11 protein-coding genes are annotated in these 23,439 nt (G+C 47.4%); 3 read left to right on the top strand and 8 right to left on the bottom strand.

From position 1 onward, the window contains the following. Positions 1-649 precede the first annotated feature (649 nt). The 3 genes from BBD42_RS13340 to BBD42_RS13330 all read left to right on the top strand — a co-directional run bounded on the left by BBD42_RS13340 (position 650) and on the right by BBD42_RS13330 (position 4,671). Positions 650-2,464 carry an HSP90 family protein gene (locus tag BBD42_RS13340; protein ID WP_099518537.1) on the top strand — a complete coding sequence of 605 codons (1,815 nt, stop codon included), beginning with the start codon at positions 650-652 and terminating at the stop codon, positions 2,462-2,464. A 27-nt stretch (positions 2,465-2,491) separates the two neighbouring features. Continuing rightward, positions 2,492-3,547, top strand: coding sequence for a hypothetical protein (locus BBD42_RS13335; RefSeq protein WP_099518536.1), 1,056 nt, complete (start codon positions 2,492-2,494; stop codon positions 3,545-3,547). A gap of 71 nt (positions 3,548-3,618) precedes the next feature. Beyond that, positions 3,619-4,671 (top strand): hypothetical protein, encoded by a 1,053-nt coding sequence (locus BBD42_RS13330; RefSeq protein ID WP_237163467.1) that lies wholly within the window; start codon positions 3,619-3,621, stop codon positions 4,669-4,671. Between the two features lie 132 nt (positions 4,672-4,803). Here the strand turns inward: BBD42_RS13330 and BBD42_RS13325 are convergent, their stop codons facing one another. From BBD42_RS13325 to BBD42_RS13270, 8 genes are all read right to left on the bottom strand, one after another. Beyond that, positions 4,804-6,432 carry a copper amine oxidase N-terminal domain-containing protein gene (locus tag BBD42_RS13325; protein WP_099518534.1) on the bottom strand — a complete coding sequence of 543 codons (1,629 nt, stop codon included), beginning with the start codon at positions 6,430-6,432 and terminating at the stop codon, positions 4,804-4,806. Between the two features lie 616 nt (positions 6,433-7,048). After that, complete coding sequence (locus BBD42_RS32220; protein WP_237163466.1) at positions 7,049-13,717, bottom strand: X2-like carbohydrate binding domain-containing protein; 6,669 nt, start codon at positions 13,715-13,717, stop codon at positions 7,049-7,051. A gap of 583 nt (positions 13,718-14,300) precedes the next feature. After that, entirely contained in the window at positions 14,301-15,155 is an 855-nt protein-coding gene (locus tag BBD42_RS13295) for an N-acetylmuramoyl-L-alanine amidase (RefSeq protein WP_099518533.1), read from the bottom strand. 9 nt (positions 15,156-15,164) lie between these two features. Continuing rightward, complete coding sequence (locus BBD42_RS13290; protein WP_099518532.1) at positions 15,165-15,743, bottom strand: hypothetical protein; 579 nt, start codon at positions 15,741-15,743, stop codon at positions 15,165-15,167. Between the two features lie 538 nt (positions 15,744-16,281). Further along, positions 16,282-20,865: a hypothetical protein gene (locus tag BBD42_RS13285; RefSeq protein WP_099518531.1), complete on the bottom strand. Its 4,584-nt coding sequence runs from the start codon at positions 20,863-20,865 to the stop codon at positions 16,282-16,284. 10 nt (positions 20,866-20,875) lie between these two features. Continuing rightward, entirely contained in the window at positions 20,876-21,106 is a 231-nt protein-coding gene (locus BBD42_RS32845) for an aggregation-promoting factor C-terminal-like domain-containing protein (protein ID WP_172455487.1), read from the bottom strand. 167 nt (positions 21,107-21,273) lie between these two features. Beyond that, positions 21,274-22,827 carry a hypothetical protein gene (locus BBD42_RS13275; RefSeq protein ID WP_099518529.1) on the bottom strand — a complete coding sequence of 518 codons (1,554 nt, stop codon included), beginning with the start codon at positions 22,825-22,827 and terminating at the stop codon, positions 21,274-21,276. Positions 22,828-22,860: 33 nt separating this feature from the next. After that, entirely contained in the window at positions 22,861-23,391 is a 531-nt protein-coding gene (locus BBD42_RS13270; RefSeq protein WP_150131546.1) for a hypothetical protein, read from the bottom strand. Positions 23,392-23,439 lie beyond the last annotated feature (48 nt).

The raw sequence follows: 23,439 nt of genomic DNA, 5'->3' as shown, positions 1-23,439 counted from the left end.
GCTTTATTTTCAGAAAAATGAACAAAAAAACGCTTGCGCTCTGAACGAATGTTCTAAGCTTTGCAAGCGTTCTAATGTTTCAATACTCTATCCCGAATTGTCTGATTCAATAGCCGCATAAGGCTAGTTAATTAGCTTTAATATTAACCAAATTAAGAGGATCCAGAAGGGCAGCGCGAGAAGAATACCATTTAATATGCCGACTTTTAGGCTTCCTTTGCGAAAGAACATTGTATGCCGCCTCCTTCTATTATACTGTATAGCTTTATTATACCCCATTCCTTTCCTCCTATACCGAACCAATAAGCATGCGTGACTATTTGGAAACTTTAGGTAGTCATTAAGGGGATAGGCGCATGGGCCTCTTGGCTCATTATGCTAAAACGGCGCTTTCTTGTCATTCTATCAGGGAGGAGACGTACCGAAAACTTTGTTCCTGCTTTTACAAATAAATAAAGCTTCCTCCACGCTTCTTCTATTCTAGTGTCCGCCTCTGCGACTATAGCGGTTTGAAAGATAGGAATTTAGGGTATAAGCTTATGGGCCAAACGGCTCATTATGCTATAAATATTGGAATTGCATGTATGGAAAATAGTAGAATAGTTAGGACGATATAAACTAAAATCCTTCTATAATAAAGGAGAATCCGATGAGCAACGAGCAAGAGTATCGATTTCAAGTTAATTTAAGCGGAATGATTAATATACTTTCCAACCATTTATATAGCAGCCCTAATGTTTATTTGCGCGAGCTTCTGCAAAACGCGACGGATGCTATTACTGCACGAGGACAGCTTGAGCCTGGTTTTACCGGAAATGTGACGGTAGAAATTTCAGGCAGCGGCAGTGGGGCGACGATGACGGTTGAAGACAACGGCGTAGGGCTGACCGAGGAGGATATTCATCAGTTTCTAGCGATGATCGGACATTCCTCCAAGGTTGGTCAAGATTTTATTGCAAAAGAAACCTCGTTTATCGGCCGCTTCGGCATCGGTCTGCTGTCCTGCTTTATGGTCAGCGACGAAATCGTCGTTCTTACCCAATCGGTGAAGGGCGGGCCATCCATGGAATGGCGCGGCAAGCCGGACGGCACGTATACGATCCGCCAGCTGAGCACCCAGCTGGCACCGGGAACGAAAATTTATTTGCGCTGCAAGCCAGATAGCGAGCCTTATTACGAGCCGCAAATGGTTGCGGATTTACTATTCTATTATGGCGCTCTGCTGCCCTATCCGGTTAGGCTGCATGCAAATGGAGACGCGAAGACGATTAACGAGTCGCGGCCTGACTGGATTTTGCAGCCGGAGCTGGCGCGCGGCCGTCGCCGCGAAGTGCTTGCCTTCGGCGAAAAGCTGCTGGGCGAGCCGCTGCAGGATTTTATCCCGCTCCAAACAGCGAATGGCCGAACGGGCGGAATCGCCTTTATTTTGCCGCATAGTGTGAATCTGAATGCCCGCCGTTCCCATAAAGTATATCTGAAGCAAATGCTCGTCTCCGATAAAGCGGAAAATATTTTGCCGGAATGGGCGTTTTTCGTCAAATGCCTCATCTGGACAGATGAGCTTCAGCCGACAGCATCACGCGAGCATTTCTATGAGGATGAACGGCTGGAATCGGTGCGCGAGGAGCTTGGACAATCGATCCGCAATGAGCTTATGCGCATAGGCGAATATGAGCCTGACCGCTTGCAGCGTATCATTCAGCTGCATGCTTTATCGATGAAGGCACTCGCTGCGCAGGATGAGGACTTCCTGCAAACCATTTACCGCTGGATTACATTTGAGAGCACCTACGGAGAACGAACATTTGGCGAGCTGATGGCCGAAAATAAAAAAATATTTTACACGTTATCTGTTGATGAATACCGTCAAATTACCCATGTGGCCGCAGCACAATCGATGCTCGTCCTCAATGGCGGCTATATTTATAACCATGAATTGCTCGAGCGTTTGTCGATTCTTCTTCCCGAGCTCGATATGGAAAGGCTGCTGCCGGAAGATGTATCGCTGTCCTTCGAGGACTTAACGAATGAGGAGCGCAATCAATTTTACGAGCGAATTCGCCTTGCAGATGGGGCCTTGCAGCGTTTCCGCTGTCAAATTCAGCTCAAACGTTTTGCTCCAGCAGAGCTTCCTGCCCTTTATACGCTGTCGAAGGAATCATCGTCGCTGCGCTCCTTGGAGAAAGCGAAGGAAAACAGCTCGGACCTGCTCGCTTCCGTACTCGGCAACCTTGGCGCAAGCTTTACAGAATCGGCGTATTCGACTCTTTATTTTAACTTAAACAATCCGCTAGTCCAGAAAATTTTCACCAGTGCCGATAGCCAAATGTTCACTACCGCTGTCCAAATGCTGTATACGAATGCTTTGCTGATGGGCCATTATCCGATGACGCGCCAGGAGCTTGGTGTACTAGGCCAAGGCATGGTTAAATTTATCGACTGGGGACTATCGTCGAACGCTTAAATGCTCGATGCAGAAGGAGGAACATGAATGGAACTCGATTTTGAAGATTTAATGGATCAGGCCTATGATCTGCCCCCTGGCGCAGCTAAGCTTGAGGTGCTGGAGGCTGCCGTGAGAATCGCAGATGCAGAAGGCGATACCGATAACGCCTTTGAGGCGAGAGGCGAAATTGTGGAAACGGCTATTTTTCACGGTTACCCGCTCAAAGCGATTATCGCTTTCTCTTGGCAGCTGGGACAATGTGACCAACAACCCGACCATTACGATAGCAGCGATTTAATGTGGTCCTACAAATGGATCGTCGGCAACATTTCGAATTTCCCGGAAATCCCGATGCCGCAAATTCAGGAGCTGCTGGAGGACTTGGGCAAACGCTATAAGGAGCATGGCTACAGCCGCCGTACTTATTTGTATTACCGCTCCCGCCTTGCCTTAAGCCATGGGAAGCTGAATGAAGCCAAAGATTTTCTTGAGCAGATGACGAAGGCCGATCGGGACTATATGACTGACTGTATCGCCTGCGAGCAAAATCATATCGTGGAGCTTTATGCGCAATTGGGCGAAGATGAACAAGCTTTAAAGGCGGCAGAACCGATTTTATCCGGCAAAATGAAATGCGCTGAGGTTCCTCATATTACTCTGCCGCACCTGCTTTCGCCTTTGCTGCGTCAGGGCTCGCCAGAGGAAGCACAAAAGCTTCATACGAAAGGCTATCGGCTGGTGAAAGGCAAGCGCGATCTGCTCGATAGCGTCGCACAGCATATTCATTATTTGACGGATGTGAATCCGGCGAAGGCGGTAGAGACCGTCGAGCTGCATTTGGCATTTATCCTTGACCATGAGAATCCGTATGAGGTCATGCGATTTAATCTATTCACAGCACGGCTGTTGAAAAAGCTAATTAGCGAGGGAGCTGAAGTAAAGCTGCGTCTGCCAGCCTCCTTCCTCGCTGTGCATGAAGATACAAGCCTGCCCGCGCTTGCTGCGCACTTTGAAGCACTCGCGCTATCGGCAGCAAAACGTTTTGATGCTCGCAATGGCAATGATTATTATAGTAATAATGCTGCTAGCTTGCTCGTTTAACTCGCGGATGAAACCTCTTGGCGCTTCTATTTCCATGTATTTAACAAATAAACAGAGGAGCATCTATGGAAATGGATTTTGAGGATTTAATGAACCAGGCGTATGACCTTCCTCCCGGCGCTGCCCAGCTCGAGGTGCTGGAGGCTGCCGTTCGGCTCGCAGATGCCGAGGGGGATATTGAAAATGGTTTTTATGCGCGCCACCAAATCGTAAAAACCGCTGGATTTCATGGTTTCCCGCTGAAGGCGATTATCGCCTTCTCCTGGCAGCTAGGCCAATATGATCAAAACCCTGAGGAATATGATGGCAGCAGCTTGTTATGGCGATATAAATGGATCGTCGGCACCATCTCGAATTTCCCGGAAATTCCAATGTCGCAAATTCAGGAGCTGCTGGAGGATTTGGGCAAGCGATATAAGGAGCATGGCTACAGCAATCGCACTTATTTATATTTCCGCTCCCGGCTCGCCCTTGACCATGGGAAGCTTGATGAAGCCAAAGATTATCTCCAGCAATTTATGAAAGCTTTTCGGGACCATATGAGCGATTGCATCGCTTGTGAGCAGCATTATATTGTCATGCTATATTCAAGACTGGGAGAGGATGAGCAAGCATTAAAGGCAGCGGAGCCGATTTTATCAGGGAGCATGAAATGTGCTGAGGTACCTCATATTACGCTGCCAGAGCTGCTCCTGCCTATGCAACGCCTAAACCTCCATGAGGAAGCGAAAAAAGCGCATATGAAAGGCTATCGTCTCGTAAAAGGCAAACGCGATCTGTTGGAAAGCGTCGCATTGCATATTGAATATTTGACGGCAACCAAGCCGGCGAAAGCGATTGAGGCTGTCGAGCTGCATTTGGCTTTCGCACTTGATCATGAGAATCCTTATGAAGTGATGCTGTTTAATCTATGCACGGCACGTCTGCTGAAGAAGCTTGTTCAAGAAGGATCGAATGTGATGCTTCGGCTTCCCTCCTCCTTTCTTGCTGCGCATGAAGATACCAGCCTTCCGGCGCTCGCCGCTCATTTTGAAAACCTCGCCACTGCGGCAGCACAACGTTATGATGCTCGCAATGGCAATGATTTTTATAGTAAAAAGGTAGCGGATAAGCTGCTCGGATAAAGTGCCTCGCGAAGCTGCCTAGTGCACAATAGGTCTGAAACTTATTAATGCGTAATTTCAAAAAAATCCCCGCAAGCGGCCGCTTTTTCAAGTGATCGGCTTGCGGGGATTTCTATTTATGGACGGTTGGTCTTACATGGCTTTGGTCAACGTAATGGAATGGTCGGCTTTGCCCCATTGTACGTTCCAGCCAAGCAGCTCCGTGATAAAACGAAGTGGAACGACCGTTCTGTTGTCGGAGTTGACAAACACTTTAGCGCCTACGGATTTTTTCATGCCGTTTACTTCCATGAAGTCTTTGTTCATCCAGAATTTCAGGATATCGCTGCCTGCTTTGATCGTAACCAGCTGCGCTTTTTTATCCCATTTCACGTCAGCGCCAATGCCTTCGCTCAGGTAGCGAAGCGGAATATAAGTCATGCCGCTCCAGATGAATGGCTCTGTATCCATTTTGGTTACGGTGCCGTTAATGTTCAGGACGTTGCTGCCTACTTGCATCCAAACTTTTATCATCGCTACTGGATCAGTTGGTGTTGCAGGAGTTGCAGGTGTAGTTGCTTCTTGGAACTTGTCGTTAAACTGCGTGACAATCGCATGGCCTAGTGCTTGACCGACACCGAACATCAGCTTGTAGCCTTCGCGGTTCGTTTTGTACGAAGCGGTGTAGTCGCCAGCTGCATATTGCGTAAGCACTTGCTGTACTTGATTTTCATGCGCGGTCAGAGCGGCTTGCCCAGCCTCTTTAGGCAGGTTGCCTGCTGTTGCCGAATCCAGGAACGTCGCAAATTCAGTCGTGAAGCCAGCGATACGCGCTTCAACTGCCGCTTTTGCTGCTGCATCGTTATTTTTAACTGCCGTTACAAAATCAGCTTGCGCATTTACGTGGTTCGTTACCCAAATTTTCTCGAACGCGGCTGCGCCTTCTGCACCATAGATGGATGCGATCGCTGCTTTGAAATCAGCTGTATTCATCGCTTCTGCCCAGATTAGAGCGTCCGAAGCGGCTCTTCCATCATATTGCTCTTGCATTTGCAGAGCAGAAAGAGCAAAATGCTCGCCAGCCAATTGGTTCAATGCGGATCTCAAATCAGCTGCTTTGGAGTCTGCTTTAGTGTTTTCAAATTTTGCCGGCATTTGAGCTACGATTGCGCTGGACAATACTTTGCTAATGCCGAACATTTCTGCGTAGCCTTTGCGGTAGGCTTCATATGCACCTTTATAATCGCCAGCTGCATAATCCTCAAATACTTCTTGAACGTGATCCTCATGGCTGCGAATCGCTTGCTTCGCTGCATCCGCCGGAAGCTTGCCTTCTGTTGCAGCGCCAAGGAAATTGCCGAACTCGTTTACAAAGCCGCTTACTTTATCTTCCGCCGTCTTAATCGCAGCTGCATCCTTTTTCTTCGTCGCTTTTACCAAGTCGTCCGTATACTGATTGTGTGCGCGGAAAATTCTTTCGAATTCAGCTGCGCCTGCATCGCCGTAAAGCGAAGCAATTGCTGGCTGCATATCCAGCGCATTCTGGTCGAGCGCTTTGTATGCAGCGTCTGCATCTTTTGCACCGTCATAGGCTTTCGTCATTGCTGATACCGCAAGGGTGAAATGCTCCGAGAGCAAATAATCAAGTCCAGCTCTCAGCTCCGCTGCCGGCGTGTTTACCGATGCCTTCACCGGTGCAGCTGTCGGAGCTGCTGCACCCGCCATGGTCGGCATTAATAGGGTCAGGCTTAACATGGGAACGATCAATTTTTTCATCTTCATCTTGCTTCACTCCTTAGATTCGTTTTATGTGTTTTCGTTGTCCGCTTGTTCTTTACATACACTAACACGCAGGCGGCTCACATTTGGATCACTATTGGATCAAAAAAGTTTTTAACGGTTTTAAAAATGTATCTCGATACGTCTATTGAACTGAAAGGCAGCTCCACTTCATTCTCATCGCTTCAGGAGCTTCATCCTGCACAGTGTTGAACTTGGCGGACACAGCAGCAGCTATTTCAATAGAATCGCGGGTTTTGCACAGGCTGCGGACTCAGGAGCCGCTAATGTGCTGCCAGTCGCCATTTTCACAGGATATGGAGGGCCATAGCGGATCTCCTGTCCGCTTACGGCCTAAAATCGCAGCAAAAGCCATAATAGCGGAATCTGTGTCCTCCAAAATAAGAAGAAGCAGCAGTTCAGCTCCCGTTTGCTTGCACACCCTAATAGACCTTGATCAATCGCAGTCGAAATCGCAAAAAAGCATCCCCTCCGGCTGTTATACAGCAAGAAGAGATGCTAATCGTAAGGAATTACGCTCTGGCATGCCACGGCAAGCGGAGCATGCCTTTCTTCTATTTATATAGAAGATACATATGGCATAGTAAATCTTAAACCTTTAGATTAAACCGGATGTTTTCAATAGGCGTTCGATGATTACAGCTACCTCTGCACGCGTCATATTCGCTTTTGGAGCCAGCTGCGTATCGCTTCTGCCTGTAACGATCTCGGCTTGCAGCACATCAGCAATACCTTCTGTTGCCCAAGCGGACGTTTTTGCAGCGTCAGCATAGCGACCGAGCAATACGGCTGACTCTGCTGCCGGAAGCTTGTCCTTCAGTCCTGTAATCTTCATCGCTTTGGCGATAATCGCCATCGCTTGCTCACGGGTGATTTTGTCGTTCGGGCGGAACGAGCCGTCCTCGAACCCCTTAATTAAACCATAGGCGCTCGCTGTTTGAACAGCCGTGCCGTACCAATCAGCCGATCGGACATCGGTAAACGAGGAGGCGCTATTTTCAAGCTTAAGACCTAGGCCTCTCACAATAATCGCTGCAAACTCTGCACGCGTAATATCTTGGTTTGGACTGAAAAGCTCATTGCCTGTTCCGTTGATGACGAGGCGAGAGCCCATATCATTGACCGACTCCTTGGCCCAGTGATTGGCCACATCCGTGAATTCAAGCGGATGCCAGATAATCGAATAGGCACTATTGGTCAAGCTGTTGATTTTGGCAAAATATTGGCCCTTGTCCTCCAAAACCTTCGTAGGAACGTGGCGAACTGTGCCGTCTGGCTCGACTACGATGCCGGTTGTAATTTTATCCGGATCAATGCCTGCCGGCAAGGCGACGGTCCGTTCTACATATGCACTAAACTTCGTAATCGGGATAATCTGATTGTTGTAAGCCGCGCTCACTGCAAAGTCAAGTGAAGGAGCAGCCAATGTGAATCCGCCTTTGTCTGCTGATCCCTGGACAATTTTCATCATATTATCCGTTAAAGTCCCAATTTCAAGCCGAAGCTTAATATCATTCAGCGATACGGTTTGGCCCAGCTGTTTGGAGATCGCATCAATGTTGATCTGCTGTGCAGGAACCGTATAGGTTGCACGATCGGTTTTGAGCTCAAGCACCGCTTGCTTTTGCTCCATGTTTTTAATCATTTGCCCTGTCAACTCGCCAATTACGACGTTCGAGCTATTGCCTAGAAGCGGAATTGTAATAATCGCGCCTTGTCCTTCTGTGGCCAGCTTCTGCTCCAGCAAGGCTTGATCGACTGTAATCGTAGTCGTGGATTTGCCATTTACAACGGTTGTAGATGCAATACCGATTCTCTCCAGACGCCCATTAATCCAAATGTCTACTCCCGTACCAGATGTTCCTGAGGATGAGGAGGATGAAGAACCTGGCTGCGTTGTTTCACCGCCGCTTGAAGGTGCTGATGGCGTAACGGTGTTGGAGGGTACGGATACTGCACTTGAGCCCGCACCATTAATCGCTTTTACCGTAAACGAATAGCTCGTCCCGTTCGTGAGGCCTGTAACGGTGATTGGACTAGCCAGCCCCGTTGCTACTGTGTGCCCCTCTGCATCTACAACCTCATAACCAGTAATGACACTTCCGCCGTTATCGGTTGGTGCTGTGAAAGATAGAGTCACTTGACCATTTCCCGCAGTCGCGGAAACGGCTGTCGGAGCTTCCGCAACCGTTATTGGCGTCACCGTACGCTCATTGGAAGCATCGCTCAGGTCGCTCGCAAAAACAGCTTTTACTACAAAATAGTAGGTTGTGCCATTCGTTAAGCCAGCTGCTTCATAGCTGTATACCGACTGGCCGACGCTGGTCAACTCTCCGCCATAAGCTCCGGACTGAAGCGCAAGGTACACTTTGTACCCATCTGCTCCATCTACCGGATTCCATTGCAGATTTGCCTTGGCATTACCAGCATTAATAGCTTGCAAGACAGGAGCCTCGTAATTGGCAGGCGTCGTATCGCTAATGGTGACCGCTAACGTCTGCGCTGCTCCCGCATTAAAGTTAAATGAGAGATTCGTTGTGCCTACTGCTTGCTGTGCCAAATACGATTTGTTGATCGTCACTACATTACCCGAAATCGTATAGTCTATCATCGGCATTAGAGCTGACATGCCATTTGTGATACCGCTCAATGTGTTGCCGTTTAGTGTTAGAGTGACAGACACATCTGCTTGCGATGATGTTTCTTTATCGAAGCTCGCTGTCGTCTGGCTCAGGCTGCTATCCTGTGGTGCTGGAACGGTTGAGTCACTGACTGTAACCGCTAGTGTCTGTGCTGCTCCCGCACTAAAGTTAAATGAGAGATTCGTTGTGCCTACCGCTTGCTGTGCCAAATACGATTTGTTGATCGTCACTACATTACCCGAAATCGTATAGTCTATCATCGGCATTAGAGCTGACATGCCATTTGTGATACCGCTCAATGTGTTGCCGTTTAGTGTTAGAGTGACAGACACATCTGCTTGCGATGATGTCTCTTTATCGAAGCTCGCTGTCGTCTGGCTCAACTGGCTGTTCTGCGGCGTTGTGTCGCTCACCGTTACCGCCAGTGTCTGCTCTGCTCCTGCGCTGAAATTAAACGCGAGGGTTGTTGTTCCTACTGCTTGTTGCGCCAAATACGACTTTTTAATCGTTACCGTATTGCCGCTAACGGTATAATCTGTTCCCGCTGTCAACGTTGCTCCGCCATTCGTGATGGTGCCCAGCGTGTTGCCGTTCAGCGTCAGCGTAACAGCTACATCTGCTTGCGCTGATGTTTCTTTATCGAAGCTCGCCGTTGTCTGGCTCAATTGGCTGTTCTGCGGCGTTGTATCGCTCACCGTTACCGCCAATGTCTGTGCTGCTCCTGCACTAAAGTTGAACATGAGGTTCGTTGTACCTACAGACTGCTGTGACAAATAGGATTTGCTAATCGTCACGACGTTTCCAGAAACCGTGTAATCCGTTCCAGCCGTCAGTGTAGCTCCACCGTTCGTGATGCTGCTTAGCGTGTTGCCATTCAGCGTCAACGTAACAGCTACATCCGACTGCGCCGAGGTTTCTTTATCAAAACTCGCTGTTGTCTGGCTCAATTGGCTGTTCTGCGGTGTTGTATCACTCACCGTTACCGCCAATGTCTGCGGCGCACCTGCGCTAAAGTTAAACGCAAGGCTCGTTGTTCCTACAGACTGTTGTGCCAAATATGACTTTTTAATCGTTACCGTGTTGCCGCTCACGGTATAATCTGTTCCCGCTATCAGCGTCGCTCCGCCATTCGTGATGCTGCCCAGCGAGTTGCCGTTCAGTGTCAATGTAACAGCTACATCCGCTTGCGCTGACGTTTCTTTATCAAAGCTCGCCGTTGTCTGGCTCAATTGGCTGTTCTGCGGTGTTGTATCGCTCACCGTTACCGCCAATGTCTGCGGCGCACCTGCGCTAAAGTTAAACGCAAGGCTCGTTGTTCCTACAGACTGTTGCGCCAAATACGACTTTTTAATCGTTACCGTATTGCCGCTAACGGTATAATCTGTTCCCGCTGTCAACGTTGCTCCGCCATTCGTGATGGTGCCCAGCGTGTTGCCGTTCAGCGTCAGCGTAACAGCTACATCTGCTTGCGCTGATGTTTCTTTATCAAAGCTCGCCGTTGTCTGGCTCAATTGGCTGTTCTGCGGTGTTGTATCGCTCACCGTTACCGCCAGCGTCTGCGCAGCACCTGCGCTAAAGTTGAACGTAAGGTTCGTCGTGCCTACTGACTGCTGTGCCAAATAAGATTTTTTAATCGTAACGGTGTTACCCGCAACCGTATAATCCGTTCCCGCGGCCAGCGTTGCTCCGCCATTCGTGATGCTGCTGAATGTGTTGCCATTCAGCGTCAACATTACAGCCACATCCGCTTGCGACGAGGCTTCTTTATCAAAGCTCGCTGTTGCCTGGCTCAATTGGCTGTTCTGCGGCGTTGTGTCGCTCACCGTTACCGCCAATGTCTGCGCTGCTCCTGCGCTGAAGTTAAACGCTAGGTTCGTCGTGCCTACTGGCTGCTGTGCCAAATACGACTTTTTAATCGTTACCGTGTTGCCGCTCACGGTATAATCCGTCCCCACCGTCAGCGTCGCTCCGCCATTCGTGATGCTGCCCAGCGTGTTGCCGTTCAGTGTCAATGTAACAGCTACATCCGCTTGCGCTGACGTTTCTTTATCAAAGCTCGCTGTCGTCTGGCTCAATTGGCTGTTCTGCGGTGTTGTATCGCTTACCGTTACTGCCAGTGTCTGCGCTGCTCCTGCACTGAAATTAAACGCGAGGTTCGTCGTGCCTACTGGCTGCTGTGCCAAATACGACTTTTTAATCGTTACCGTATTGCCACTAACAGTATAATCCGTCCCCACCGTTAGCGTCGCTCCGCCATTCGTGATGCTGCTGAATGTGTTTCCATTCAGCGTCAACGTTACAGCCACATCCGCTTGCGACGAGGCTTCTTTATCAAAGCTCGCTGTCGTCTGGCTCAATTGGCTGTTCTGCGGTGTTGTATCGCTCACCGTTACCGCCAATGTCTGTGCAGTTCCTGCACTAAAGTTGAACGTTAGGTTTGTCGTGCCTACTGACTGTTGTGCCAAATAAGATTTTTTAATCGTTACCGTATTGCCACTAACGGTATAATCCGTCCCCACCGTCAGCGTCGCTCCGCCATTCGTGATGTTGCCCAGCGTGTTGCCGTTCAGCGTCAGCGTAACAGCTACATCCGCTTGCGCTGATGTTTCTTTATCAAAGCTTGCCGTACTAGGGGTAATTGCCGATGAAGAAACTACCGCTTCCGAGGTCATAACCAGTTTGTTAGGACCGGATATAACAATTTCGTTATTGACGGTCATTAGTGCAGACGCTCTCTTAGTAGCATTTAAAGTAGAAGAGGCTTGCCAAGTTGCGCCATCATCATTTGAATAAAAAATGTCCTCTGACTCATAACTGCTATCTGTAAAAAGTCCATAAAGCGTATTGCCTTTCTTTCCTAAAACTGTCGAACTACCAAATGATAAATATCCGCCTGTTAAACCAGGCAGAGACCATGTCATAAGATCCGCACTTGTACGGGTAAACATTTCATAAGTAGATGAATCGTACCCAAGCAAAATATATTTGCTTCCATCATAAATCACATTGGTTACATAATCGGTTAAATTAGGATAACTGCTACCGTGATTCGTCCAATTTATCCCATTATTTGAAGTCAAAATTGCTAGCTCAGTCACATTTCCAAAATTATCAGTAGCATTCCCTAACGCTACAAATTGATTATTAATATAAGCAACCGAGGCTAAATAGGTCAACGTATTGGTAGGCAAGGTCTGCTCAGTCCAAGTTACACCGTCCACCGATGTCTCAATCACAGCCTTATTGGTATAACCTGCAGCCACAAATATTCCACTGCCATAAGCAACATCATTAAAAAGTTCATTGCCAAGCAAGCTACCTTGCAGGCTCCAATTTGTACCGTTGCTGGAGGTAGCCAATTTTGTTGCGCCGTGATAAGGTCCGGCAACTGCCACGTACTTGCCATTTCCGCGCGCCACTGATGTAAAAGCATCTGCCTGTCCCGAAATACTTTGCTTCGTCCACGCAGACAGGTCATTCGAAGTCCAAATGGTTCCTTCTTTTCCCAGCTGCCCAACGGCTATATATTTGGTACCGTCATAAATAATTTCATTAAAAATCCCGCCCCATTTATAGCTCCAATTAGAGCCCGTATCTGAGACGCTCATTCCTTCATTGCCAAACAAAAAATATTTACCATTCAAGAAGGACGCATTTTGATCAACAAACTCTCTTTCAAAAGGCTGCAGCGTCCAAATTACCGCATCTGTAGACGTATAAACAGCGCCATAGCTGCTTCCCTCGCTGCCGAACAAATAATAATGCGTTCCATCATAAAAGCCTTTTCTCATTTGACCGCTTGCATTTGACCCATCTTGTTTAGACGGGGCACCCATTAAGGTAAAAGTGGAGAGATTGGTAGAGGTCCAGATGTAGCCGCTAATATCAGCCATAAAATAACGGTCATTCATCCATTCCAGAAAATTGGCTCCATTAGCCTTAGTCGCAGACGGAGTTTCTGGCCGAATGGAAGTCCACGTCGTGCCATTAGTCGTCGAATAAACTTTGCCTTCCTCACTCGACATACCGAGGCGCGACCCATTATTCCCCACTGTTACTTGAGTGATAGATTTGTCTGAAGGTAATCCAGTAGGTACAACCGTTGACCAAGTAGTACCATTGGTAGAGGTAACATACTTTCCTTTCGAGAGTGCATAAAAGGCCCCCACCCCATTAAAGGTAAAATATTCGACATTAGAAATCTGGGTAGAAATCCCCGAGGTTCGCTGTGTCCAATTCACGCCATCCGTGGAGCTTAAAATAACCCCTTCAGAACCAGCGGCAACAAAGACGCCATTGCCATAAGCAACGCCATAAAAACTAAAACTTGCTGGAGCAGATACTCCGCTATAATTAGAATCCACCCTTGTTTTTACGTTTTCCCAATGATCGGCGTCTGTAGATTTAATAATTGCCCCATAAGATCCAACAGCAATGTACAGTCCGTTGCCATAGGCGCCAGCTGACATGGAATTCGCAGGTAACGTTTCGCTGCTCTTCGTTGTAAAGGTGTCCGGCGTAGGAGCCGCATAAATGGGAGGTGTACAAACTTGAATCATGATGAGAAAAGCGAGCATAAAAATTCCTATTCGTGGCCATATCGATGCATGAAACCTTTTTGTCATAGCTGAGTGCCTCCAGAATTTTATTAGGTTGCTGTTTATGTCTTTCAAGCTCTTGCTAAAACTCAATCCTTATCTATGCAGGCCATGGCATCCCGCCGGATTCACACTCCTCTATGCTTCATTTATAATCTCTCTGATGACGCCACCCAGCAGCTTCTAAGCTATAAAAGAGTCAGGAAATTTCTAGCTGCAATTAAATTCGACAAATTATAACATATTCCTCCAATAAAAAGACGAATTTCGGCCTAAATTTTTATCGAAATGTGTCGAATCTTCAATCGACTGTAAACCGCGGCCAGCAAGGCTTCATTCAAGAAAACAGCCTATCATTTTCCCCACCTCTTTTTCCCTAAGGCTTCGACACAATTATTTTTAAAACGCTTTCTAAAATCATTATGGAAAGCATCAATCCCACCGATATATATTACTTGCCGTTTGCTATTATTTTGAGTATGTTTTAGTTAGGATACGTCCATGAACGACCTTTATTTTTGTTTTATAAATAGGATATGTAGGTATAAATATATTTAACTAAGATAAGTCCGTGACCGCACTGTGACCAAAACGGTGGAAAAGGGCTGCGTCAGAGCAGCCCTTTCTCTTTTGCAAATTTAGCTCCAAGCATTAGCTTCCGCATCGCTTCCCCCTGATACTTATCAACGGTCGAATTCTTATATATAGAAGAAACACGATTTGCGATACCTTCCGGAGTAGGCTCACCTGTGTATCCTAGGTCATACATTATCGGTTCCATCCACATAATTTTAGCTTTGGCAGCCGTCCCCCAAGTAGGATCGTTGAACTTAGAAGATAGGTCTGCAATTCGGCTGGCGAATGCATAGGCCGTCGCCCGGTCAGCCGTTCCCGACTTGAGATACTCCAAACGTTCGGCGTAGTCGGCTAGTGTCATGGTCTCTGCGATGGATAACTCGGCGTACAGGCGCGCCCACGGGAAGTTTCGACCAGGGCATGCAGGCTTACCGATGCTGTCGATTTGATAATGGCCCAGCACCTGATGAGAGTTAAGCGGTATTTTGACACCGTACATCGCCAATACAGCCTCCTGTATGTGCTTGTGCAGCCAGCAACTGGCATAAAACTGCTCGTCAGTCAGATTTCCATCCACGCCGTTACCAGCATATCCTTCGTGCTCTATGGATACGCCATACGTATTCGGATTACCTAACAATTGCTTAACAATTTGCGCTGTAGGAGCCTGTATGCGGCCCTGCGTCCATGCTGCGCGGTCTAGCGATACATATTGCACGATGCTGCCGTCGCGCCCCACTCCGAAATGTGAGCTCGCCTGATTGGCTGCATTGTTGAAAGTATTGTACATGGATCGCATGGTACCAACTGATATATGATTAACGATTATGACCGGCTTAGAGTTCTTGCGGCTGCCGTGATTCACTACCGGCTTCTGTTCAATATTCATAGGCTCCTCCTAATGGTACTGTTCTTCCGCGCTGGTATCGTCTTCTGCTTTCGCAGCAGGCTTTTTGTGGTTAATAAACAATCCCGCAAACATAACTCCGTACAGCACGATATTGGCAGCCATATCAATCCATTCGTCGGGGATTGTGTAACCAAATGCCTCTTTGATAAAAAGCGCGATTGCCGACAGTAGCGGGATTAAAATGTTTTTATTGAGCTTCATGTTTCTCGACCTCCAATAAGTGATGTACCGTTTTACAAGCAGGGCAGGATAAATAACCATCGACAGCAGCGAGGACAAGCGCTTTTTTTTCGGCGCTGAATCCGCTGAATTTATCTGAGACGTACTTGCAGACCACTCTAAACCCATCCTTTCCATCATTAGTTTCTGATTTTGCATAATTTCACGTTGGTTTTGCACGTATTCCCTTACAGGTGAATCATCGTCGATAAGCCATGGTATATAACGGCGCAACCGTTTCTTGACGGCACGCATTTTTAATAGCGCGAACAGCGACATTACGACAGCGGTAGGGCTTAGACCGTAACGAAAAAACGCCTCGCTTGCATGGATGATCCAGTCGTACATATTTTTCACCGCCATTACTATAAAGCAGCTTGTCATAGGCTTCTCTAGGCAAAAAAGAAAGAAGGATACGCATGGTATCCTCCTCTAGGGCGGTGTTAAAGTATTCAGATTCGTCGTATACAATCATGCGCATCACTCCAATAAAAAAAGCCGCAGGGATGCTTTCCCATACGACTTCTCTAGTATTATATTCTCCCATCTATCTATTGTAAAGATGTGGTATAATATTCGGGTACAGCACGATTTGTGGTGGTCATGGTATCCCTCCAGAAAGGGGGTATGCCTATGAACTTTTCGTTAGTAGAAGTAATCATGCTTGGAACTTTCTTCCTTGCTTTGCTTACCTACCTCAAACGAAAATAACCCGCCACAGGTTGAGGCCTGACGGGTTATTTCTCTTCCATTCAACAATCGGAGGAACTAACCACCCGAAACTGTTGTACAAGGAGAGCGTTGGCCGCGCTCTCTTTTTCATTGTACGCTTTTCTTGCCTGTATTATAACACAGTTTCACGACATCGTGAATTGATATTGAAATTCTACCTCGATATTCTAATTCCCAATTCCTTTTTTATTGCGTTACTATGCTTTTCTTTTGTCTTTTTATAAATAGTTCGCACTTTATCAGCTTTATCGGTATCCGAGAGATTGGACGGTATTGCAATAATTTGGCTGATAATATCATTTCCTAATTCCTCTTGATACTGCGTGTATCTGTCTGGAGGAATCTCTAGAGATACTGAATTACCCGATTTATCTTTACCCTCAACCTTTTTATCTGGTGCAGCAGGAGCGAGTTTCATATCACCGGTTGCATCAATTAATTGAGCGATAATAGTAGCCGCTTCATTATAAGGTGCCTTATTTGAATTGTAAGGGTTCATGTATTGACCAGTTATCCCCTCAGCATTCAATCTGTTCTGCCCCAAAGTCGTTTTATTAGGTTGCAATGACTGCGAAAGGCCCGGAGTACGAGATTTAAAGTATGCGCTAGTATCCTCTAAAATTCCGTTGTTATAGCTTGTTTTGCGCACTATAGGATCTTGTCTTCTTGCCTCTTGCGCCAAAGCGCTTGGACTGAAACTTTTCAGAAATGATGTCGTCACCCTCTCAAGGATACCAACGGCCTTCTCGCCTGTAGTTCCACCATATTGCGGTTGGAATGTATCCTGTAGCCCCTTAAGAGTAGACATGCCTAGTAACGAACCAGAAGCATCAGAAAGAGTTCCTTGAATTTTGTTCGAAACAGGTTGGCCTTCTCTATCATTAATAGCTGCACCTATAGCTAACGGGAAAGCCAGAGGCTGTAATTTATTATAATCAAATTGGCTATCCCCTTCACGATACTTTGCGGCATTTTCAGCTGCTGCTTGCCCCTTTCCAGCAACCATTGCACGCAAATATCTGCTTAATGCCGATGTATTAAAGCGATATTTACCTCCGCCAGCCTGCTCTCTTATTGCATCCACTTGTTTGTTTCCACTATCGTTAGCGCCCGTGATAATTCCAACTTTGCTAAGATAATAACCTAACGGGGTCATTCCTCCTGTGCCTAGCAGGCCTAATGAGAGCGTTCTGATCACCTCTCTTCTAGATGCATCAGACGATTTACTGGCTAACTGATACAGGCCCTTTATGATCCCGCCAGGAGAAAGGGTGACTGCGGTCGAAGCGATATTAACCGGAGTTCTCACAAATGGAAAAACTGCACCAATAAGAGGTTTCAAATACCTAGCTTTACCTGGTGGGTTAGCAAGGAAATTAGCCACATTACCGCCTAGTGTATCTGACCTTTGAAATGTCGTGTTTTTTCCGATTCGATCAGCCTGCAGGACAGCTTCTGGTGGTGGATCATTCAAGAATTTTTCGATATGCTTATCAATGTTTGCCTTGCCTTTTATGCCGTTGTTTTTGGCATCGAGGAAAGCTATCTTGCGCATTTCAGACTGTTGAACCGCGCTATAAGCCGCATAGTCTCCGCCTTTTGCTACAGCTCCTAGCGAACGTTCTGCAATGCTCAACGGATTATACAGGCTCTTATACGTCAATCCTCTGATTTCATTAGGCCCGACAATACCGGACGGGCTTACCCCTTCAAATCCAGCTTTACCACCAATACTCAATCCCTTGATCCAACGGGCCATAAATGCTAGTGGATTAGTTCCATACATTGTCGTTGTTCTTGGCTGCTTAAGTGCCTTACTAAGCGTGACGTCAAGCATTGTTCCGAATACATCAGCAATGGCATTTGTGCTTGCCATCAATGGACCTGAAATAGCATTGACCGATTGAGTACCTGTGTTTAGAAGCATTGCAATATAACGAAACGCTTGAACCTTATCCCATAAGTTAGATTTCTCATAACTGTTTAGTATTTTCTGCATCGCCATATCGGCTTTTAATGCATCCTCGCCTGATAACTCATTCACTTGTCTGGACAATTCGCGCAGCTTCTGAATATCTTTTTCATTTACAGGGTTCTCACTAATGTATTTTTCCATGACTTTTTCGGATGTTGGAACCTTTCTCCCTGACACCCTATTCACGATGTTGTTAGCCTCATTAATCTTACCTTCACTAATGCGTTTGGAAGACTGGTTAAGCATCTTCTGAGCGCTATCAAATATATCAGCTGCATAGGGACGTATCTCTTCACCAAACATTTTAACCATATCTTCCGCATAGGTGGCAGCTTTAATAGTGCCCTTGGCAATTTGAGCGGCTACAACAATGGCATGGTCTGCAATTTCGCCTATTGGCATGGAATTTAGGCGATTCTTTTTCGCTGCAATCCTTGCAAGAGCTGCTTGTTCGGCTTCATCAAAGAAGGAAACGATCTTATCCCGCTTACGAGAATCTTTCATTTCGCTTGGAATTTTATCCTTAATCGTTTTATCTTTCTTTGCATATTTACTGGCCCGATCCAGCAAATTACCCAATGTTTTTAGTTCTTCCGTTGAAACCTGCTCACCGCGTTCAAGTTTATTGAGTATATCGTCAAGTCGATTAGCCCTTATTCCTGTTCCTGTACCATCTTGTACAACTGCTGCTAATTCCTGAAACTTAACCTTATCTGCTTCTGTGATCTGCTTTCCATTCTTTTCAGCCACTCGAGCAAGGTTGAGCAGTTGCCCCTCTGGGCTCAAACGCGCTAATAAGGAAGCTGCCTGAACAGTCTGCCCACTTTTAGTCAGGTCTTTAGCCAATTTGTCTGCGATATTAATAGACCTTGTATGTTCGCCAAGTGCATCAAGTTCCTGCATGAGCCTGTATCCAGTAGCAATATGTTCAGCGCCAGCCGATTCATTGGCTAGAAAATCAGCTTCTGCTTTTGTCAGATTTTTCACGTTCTCATTGGCTGCCGCAACAGTATCAGCATTTCTTGCAACATCATAGGTTTGGTCAGTATTTCTTATTTTTTGCTGGAGTTTAGACGAAAAATTACCGTCATTTAATTGGGTGCGGAAATTGGCACGCAGCCCTTTTGTCGGCCCTAATGCACCCCTTGATTTAATGACCTGACCTTCTACCGGTCTAGAATCCCCTGTTTGGCGCAACCCCTGAGATTCCTCTGTAACGTCAATACGTGGACGTTGCACATCTTGCGACGATCTGGCAGCGCGGACTCCGTCATCCGGTGCACCGCCCGCCCGAATAAACCGCTGCGTTAACGGTGCTGGCGACCCTAGAACACCCTGCTTGCTCGTAAGCCTGTCTCCAGTTGATTTAACAGGCAATGGCGCTCCTGCCACCTCGCGTGCAGCTTGAGTGCTTTTGGCGCGTTGAACAAGGTCGGAACTCAGCTTGCTTGGCTTGGTTTGATAGGCACGTTGGATCAATTCGTCTAAGCTAACGCCTTCGCGCCCAGCCATTTGCGACCATAGGGATTCCAGTTCCTCCGCCTCTTTGCCGGGCGTGAAGCGACCTTCCTGCTGCATCTGCTTCGCCGTCTGCATCAAATGTTCAAATTGTTGGCGGAATGGGTTTACCGATTGCGCAATACGTCCAGAAGTCGGCCCCGACATTGCAGGCGCAGGTAGCGCGCCGACCGGTCCTGTGTATCCCGTCATAACATCAGGTGTAACCGCATTATTTGCATTTCCTAGACCACGCTCGCGTGGGGCAGGTAGTGCCAACACTTCTCCTACAGCTTCCTCAGGCACACCATTACGTTTGAATATAGCGCTGATAGCTTTCCTCAATAAAGGACCAGTTGCCCCCAGACCTGCTCCAAGTATCGTACCAGTTAGCGTATCTGAGATCATTTGCTTTCCGCTCGCACTAGGATTCGTGGCAGCGGTATATCCCGCAGATAGCGGAACAGACGTAGCTGCTTCTCTAAGCGCACCTGCCGCTATACGGCTACCGATACCAGCACTCTCGCTGAACAGAGACGGCGCTAGACGACTACCGATAGCACCCACACCCTGATAGCCAGCTTGTATGGCAGATAGACCTGCTCCCGGCGTGTAGAGATTACGCGCAATCTTCTCCGTCATGGACAGGTTCGCATCCGCACGTAGCTGCTCGAGGTTGGTGTAGGAAATATAATCGTCCTTGGACATACCTGCGGTTGTCCGCTTCCCATCCGCTTTATTCTTGGCTGCTAGCGCATCTAGTCGTTCAGCTTCTTTGAGTAATCGCTCATTCGATCGTTTCTGTAAATACTCCGCGCTGTAATCGACCGGAACATCCTTCCACGGTATGCCAATAGGGTTAACGGGTGTATCCTTGAGGACAGGCGACTTGATTTCAGGTAAAGGTAGAACTTGCGGATTACGCATAATCGATTGATTGGTTTGGGTCGGCGGATTTGCCGAGCCGGCAAACCTGTCCTGTATATTTTCCATCTGTTGTATTGGATTGAAATAGGTTGGCGCTAACTCGCTAGCTTTCGGCATTGGTGCCGGCTGCAAGGCAGCAAGCGCCCCGCGAACCTGTAAAGGTTGTTGAGACGCTTGAGTTTGCTGCACAGGCATAATATCTTGCTGCGATACCACCAAATTCGACTTTAATTTAGGTGTTGGTGGCACGTATCCAGCATTTAGGCTTGCATTGATAGGCGTATACGTAGGTTTAGGAGCTTTGAGTTTTAATTTTTCCTTTTCTTTTTCCTTCGCCAACTATATCACCTCAGTACCATTTATTTTTATCCCAGAATTGCAGTGCAGCCTCTGGTGTTCCGTACTTGGATTTCACATATCTGAGACCTGCGACAGCTTGCTGATAAGGATCGCTCCAATCCGTAATTCCTTGGTTGTACGCTTTATCTGCCCGTGTACCATCAAGGAATTGGAACAAACCTTTAGCTGTAGATTTTGGATTCGCAGCTTTCGGATTAAAGCTTGATTCGCGAGCTACCAATTCTAGCAGTGGTTTTAACCATGATTGGTCATACCCACCATCAGCAAGCGCCTTTTGAATCGCGCTGCTCGCCTGCGTATATGCTGCTGGGTTTGCTGCTGCATCTCTATCGGCTTTGTAATAATTATTGTAGGAGCCAGCGGAACCGGAAGCATTAGCCCCGCTGGCTACTGAAAAACCTCCGGATACTGTGCTTGAAGGGCATTAATCTCCTTAATGCTGTAACCAGCCTTCGTGAGCGCTGTAATGACGTCGTTTCCGCGAAGCCCTGTTGTATTGATCATAGTAACAAATGCTTCTTCACGCTTGGCTGGATCGCTGTATACGCCGTACTTAGTCTTTCCTGTATCAGTGTCAGTGCCGACCACCTTTTGCAGCGCCGCAGATAGCATATCGCCAGCCGTAGCAGCTGATACCGTTTGGGTCGCTGTCGAATTTGCTTTACCAGCAGCATTAGCGGCATCAGACCATTGCGAATATGTGAATTTATCCTGTTCCAGCGCCGTGCTCGCGTCACGATAAGCCTGATCTGATGTAGGAGTACCGACAGGTACACCTAAAATCTCAGCTACCGAAGGCGTTGCCGTGCCTACTGTCTGCCATTCTGTTATAGCAGCATTTCGCGTATTTATATCGCGGTTTTGCTGTTCCGACATTAGGCCGCTGGCATTCTGCTGACCGGTCATTGTTTGATTGCCAGCATTAGCATTAGCGATCAGGTTGCCCCAGTTCTGAGCTGGACCAGCGCCCCATGTACCCGACCGATCAACTGTATCCGTGTAAGCGTTCCAGTTAGCCTGCTTATTCTGCAAGTCCGTTTGCTGACCTTGCAGCGTCCGTGTGCCGGCTTGACCGATATTGGACGTTGCTGTATTAGCCGACACATTAGCGCCAAATAGTTCAGGATTGATGCCCTGCGACTGTAGAAACGCCCGAATCTGATCCGCCTGAGAGCTTAAGCCGCTGCGAGCCTCCGCTGTGATGCCTTTCGTCTCCGCTTGCTGCTTAAGGCTGAGCAATTGATCAATGGCGTTACGCGCTTCGCCTGACATGTAATTTCCTGTGACGGCTGATTCAGTAATCGGATTTTGGAAATACTCCTGATTTTGCAGGCTATACAGGTTCCCGTTATTCGCGATTTGATCCTGATTCCGCTGATAAGCCTGCTGCATGAGCGTTGGAACGACCTCAGTCGATATACGGCCCATTTCCTTGGTTCCAATTTGGTTGGCGACCGTTTCGGAATACGACGACTTTCCTTGACCTGTAGCGCGAAGCTGCGCGTTTGTATCGCTCTGCTGCTGGCTGATGTTCTGTTTAGCCAGTGCGAGCGCCGCTTGATAAGCTGGATCGGTGTTAATGTCGTACGAAAATGGCGTATTAATCGCCGTTTGTAGGGTATTGAGCGTTGACTTCGTCGGGCTGTACTGCGTTGCCATAGTCGTTGCTGCTGCGGTAGCCGCTGGCGTTGGTGTCGCGCCTGACTTAGCAGCGTTAGCTCCTGCTGTCATAGCATTGAATACGCCAGTTCCCATGGTCGGCTTAACTGCTGGCGTTGTCGCCTGTGCTGCTGGCGGTGTGTATGTGCTGCTTTTAAGCTGTCCTGCTGCCCATTTCTGCTGCCCAGCGTTCGCCGCGCCGCCTGCTGCTGCTTTACCAGCTGCCATGTTGGTTAGGTAGTCGTATTGGTTTTTGCCTATTTGGGTGGTTTGAGTAGCCATAAGCGCCTCCTTTGTGCATAAAAAAGAGCCTACCTATTTGGTAGACTCTAGTTCTGCTAATTGTTCTTTCAATTCGATAAGCTTAGTTTCATCTGCCGCCAAGTCTTTTTCCACTTGGGAAATGCCGATCATAATATCATCAATTCTTTTTTGGGTCACTGCATCTCCTTCACCTTTATCGATAATACCTTGATAATATTTAATTCTTTGTTCTTGCTCAGCAATCAGTTTTTTCTTAGCCGCAATAGCTTTTTCCGTGTTAGCTATTGCCTTTTTCACATTTTCTATTTTTTGTTCCGTGGTTAATACATTAGGTGTTTTTGTGCCGCTTTGCATATTAACTACACCATCCTTGAAGGTGACGCTAAGGCCGGCAGCGTTTGTCACATCTCGAACAGGAGCGTAACTCTTACCGTCTATTATCACTCCGCTGCCTACGCTTTTACCGTCCATTGTAATTTTAACTTCTGACCCAACCGTCTTACCTACTAGTCCGCTTGCCCAAGCTGTACCGACCATTGATAAGGATAATCCCAAAATAAATCCAATTACTAGCTTTTTCATGCCCTTCACCTCTGTTGGTTTTTGAATCCATTGTACCAACAAAAGTAT

Source organism: Paenibacillus sp. BIHB 4019 (genome assembly GCF_002741035.1).
Taxonomy (GTDB): Bacteria; Bacillota; Bacilli; order Paenibacillales; family Paenibacillaceae; genus Pristimantibacillus.
Note: the sequence above shows the minus strand (reverse complement) of the source record. Positions and strands in the feature narration are given on the sequence as shown.